General features: G+C 44.3%; 3 protein-coding genes. All 3 read right to left on the bottom strand.

Going from position 1 to position 3502, the window contains the following annotated elements:
* Positions 1–105 precede the first annotated feature (105 nt).
* From ACRD64_RS25080 to ACRD64_RS25070, 3 genes are read right to left on the bottom strand one after another with little or no spacing between them, the layout of a single operon-like run.
* Positions 106–1119, bottom strand: a complete 1014-nt coding sequence (locus ACRD64_RS25080; protein ID WP_430937356.1) for a site-specific integrase — start codon at positions 1117–1119, stop codon at positions 106–108.
* Entirely contained in the window at positions 1106–2083 is a 978-nt protein-coding gene (locus tag ACRD64_RS25075; protein ID WP_430937354.1) for a tyrosine-type recombinase/integrase, read from the bottom strand. The genes ACRD64_RS25080 and ACRD64_RS25075 overlap by 14 nt, the downstream gene beginning before the upstream one ends.
* Positions 2084–2094: 11 nt before the next feature.
* The gene (locus ACRD64_RS25070) at positions 2095–3366 is read right to left on the bottom strand and encodes a tyrosine-type recombinase/integrase (protein WP_430937352.1); all 1272 of its coding nucleotides are present in this window, start codon (positions 3364–3366) and stop codon (positions 2095–2097) included.
* Positions 3367–3502: the final 136 nt, after the last annotated feature.

Genomic DNA, 3502 nt, shown 5'->3' with positions numbered 1-3502 from the left:
TGTGGTAATGTATACCAAACTGTAATGTAAAGTAGTTGTGTTTGCCTTTGATATAACGTGGGATGGCTTATAAAAAGGCAACAAACCACTTTACATTATCTTTTCTTAAAATCTCTTTAACCATTGCATTAGGTCATCGTTTTCCACCCATACGGGAGTTTCTTTCTCTACAATCTGCACATAGGCTTTTTCGAGAGCGTCCCTTTTCTGCTTGGAATCCACCCTGGCATATATTTCAGTGGTCAGCACCGACTCATGTCCGAGAAAATCTCGTATATACACGATATTGACACCGGCCTGCAGAAGATGCATCGCCTTGGAGTGACGCAAGGAATGGCAACTGATGTTGTCAGGTATGAGACCCGGGCTTTTTTCTTTGGCATCCTTGACGTATTTCTTCAGAATAGAGTTGATACCGGCACGTGTCAGCCTTTCTTTTCTTTTGTTGCAAAACAGGGGGGCCTCCGACAAATGGACTTTGTTAAGCCCCTTTTCTTCCATGTAGCCTTTCACGTGCGCCACTTCTTCCTCCATCAAAGGCACAATACGTGTTTTGTTGCCTTTCCCGGTCAATCTGACCGTATGCGGTTTATGTAGCCGTATGTCGGAAGGGGTCAGATCGATAGTTTCCTGTACCCTGGCCCCACAATCGTACATCAGGGCCAACATTGCAAGATCGCGCCTGCCTTTGGCCGTTGTTGTATCGGGTTGCTCAAGCAAAAGTTTTGTCCCGTCAACCGAAAGGTAGCTGATGGTCTTTTTTCCTGTTCTTTTCTCTTTTATAGACAATATATTTTGCCACTGGGCCATTTTCTCGGGAAGCCGATATTGAAGAAACCTGACGAAAGAGTGGATCGTGGCCAGCCTTACATTCCTTGTCGCAGGGCTGCATCCCCTGGTGTTCCCGAGCCAGTCAAGAAACCCGGTCACGCAATCCTTTGTCAGGTCACTAAGTCTCAGTTTGGTGACCGCTATATTCTTTTTTTGTTTCATGAACCGTACAAACAGCACAAAGGCATACTTATATGATTCTATGGTATGGGTACTCAACCCTCTTTCTCCCGGAAGATACTTAGACAGGAATATGGTCACGTGCTGTGCAAAATCAGTTGGTTTCATGGTTGCCTGTTTTAATGTTAGGAAAAACCCGCGCGCATATGAACGATGTCTTTTTTACCAGGTCGGGATACATTTCTGCCGTTAAACGGACATAAACATCTGTGCCCCTTAATGTCCGGTGCCCCAGATAAGTCGACAGCACGGGCAACGAACAGTAAAGGTCAAGCCCCTTTCCCGACATTTGTGCCAACGTGTGTACACAAAACGTATGCCTCAGGTCGTGCGGACGAGGTCCCAGGCCTCTTCCCCGAAACGGAATGTTGGCTTTATATAAGATTCGCCTAAACCATTTGTAGACACTGTTCATCGCTATAGGTGATCCATCCGGCTTGATGAAAAAAGTGTCTGCTTTTTTTATAGCAGGTATGAGGTCCCTGTGTTTCAGATATCCTCTTAAAGTTTCTGCCAGGGATTCTGAAAACGGCACCATCCTGTCCGTCCCGTTTTTGGTTTGCCGTAATATCAGCTTATTGCCCGAAAGGTCAACATCCCCATGTTTTAACTTCACGGCCTCACCGACCCTCACCCCCGTACCGTACAGAAGCCTTATGATGGCAGGCATTGCGGAAACAGCCGTGTTTCTGTTGCAGATACATATTTCAAGGTTATCGCAGACCTTAAATATTTCCTTTATTTGTTCCCTTGTGAAAACATATGGGATATAGGTTCTCTTGGCCGGGGCGCACCGGGGGGGACAGCAACGGAAACCAAGGTCGTTTAAAAACCGCGCAAACTGGGATACGATAACGACCCTGTTATACCTTGTTTTTTCTTTCTCGTTCGGCCGTAAAACACTGTATTCTTCTGCAAGTTCTTTGGTTATTTCCAGCTTGCCCACATCTTTTGAGTAAGCTAAACGGTCAAACAGGGAAAGGGCCCATCCACCGTCGTTATACTTATACCCAAGACTGTTCTTTAACGCAATAAACTTTGCTATATAAGGGCCAAATATGCTATAATACATCCTGTCCATCACTATATCCTCCTTTCTTGTTTGTTATTAATTCCAATATTGTAAAATGAAAGGGGAACGGGAGGAACTTCCAAAGCACACTCCCTCAATGACGCCAGGTCTACCCGTAAATATCCCATGCTCGATGACATATTTTTGTGGCCGAGCAATTCCGAGATAACCGGCAATGGTACTTTTTCTTTCAGAAGGGCGCTGGCAAAGCAATGCCTGAGCGCATGGGGGCCGTGTTTGCGTTTGACACAGTTGATCCCTGCCAAACGCATATAACGTACTACAACATTGCCCAGGCAGGAATAAGTAATCGGAACATAAGGAGCTTGTGCCCGAAGGAAACACTGAGGGGCTTTGGAGACCGGCCTGCCATGTTTAAGGTAATCTATAATTGCATTGCCGATTTCCGGTAACAAAGGGAGTTCCAGGGGTTCCCCTGTCTTCTGCTGTTCGATCGATATTACATTGCGCTCCCAGATGATATTCTCAAATCGGAGCCCGGTGATATCCGAGGCTCTTAAGCCCAGCCTCATTGCAATTAAAAGCATGGCGTAATCACGCTTGCCTTTGGGGCTTCCCCTGTCGATGGCATTTAATATGGCTTTTATTTCTTCGTCCGTAAATGTCGATGGCAGCTTGTCGCTTTCCTTGTAACTGTCTTTGGGAACAACCTGCGAGTAATCCGCCGGCAATATCCCGTGTTCATGTAAATACCTGAAAAATATGCGTAATATGTTCAAGGTAACATGCTGTTTTGCCGAAGCGGTTTGATCCATCTGTTTGACATAGGAAAGCAAGCTGCAGGCATTGAAATCCTTTATCTGCCTGATCCCGGCGTTGTTTAAATAAAGGTAGAAGGAATGCAGGTAAATAGTATAGGAATGAACCGTTTTCTTTGCCAACCCCAGCGTTTCTTTTCTATAAGAAATAAACCTCTTTATTATATGCCCTATTTCCCCTTCAAATTCTTTTGGCGGTAATTGCTTTCCCCCTACGGGGATACGCCCTGTAGACTGGAACTTATAAAGTGCCTCGGTACGGTTGACAAGGGATTTTTGTTTGTCACTGAGATTTCCGTAAACAAAATCCCCCAGTTCCCCTTTTAAAAAGGCCTTACCCACGTTTCTGTCATAGTACTTGATCCCGTTGTCAAGCATAAAGTCTTTTACCCTGTTCCAACAACTCCGGTAACTCGAAACAGTCACCTTATGGTATTGAGCATTTTTAAAATATAAAAATAGCTCATCCAATAAACTGTCAATTGTCTGTTTGTTATTTTCCATCGCTTTTAAATATTGGTTATACAGACAATTTACAACCGAAAACAAATTTAATGTAAACTAAAATCAATTAATGCCTTTGTAGCTGTTCTATCCTGCGTCTATACTTTACATTATATTTTGGTATACATTACCTGCC

Source organism: Saccharicrinis sp. 156 (assembly GCF_050589685.1).
Classification (GTDB): Bacteria; Bacteroidota; Bacteroidia; order Bacteroidales; family Marinilabiliaceae; genus Saccharicrinis.
The sequence above is the reverse complement of the archived record's forward strand: the minus strand, read 5'-3'. Positions and strand labels throughout refer to the sequence as shown.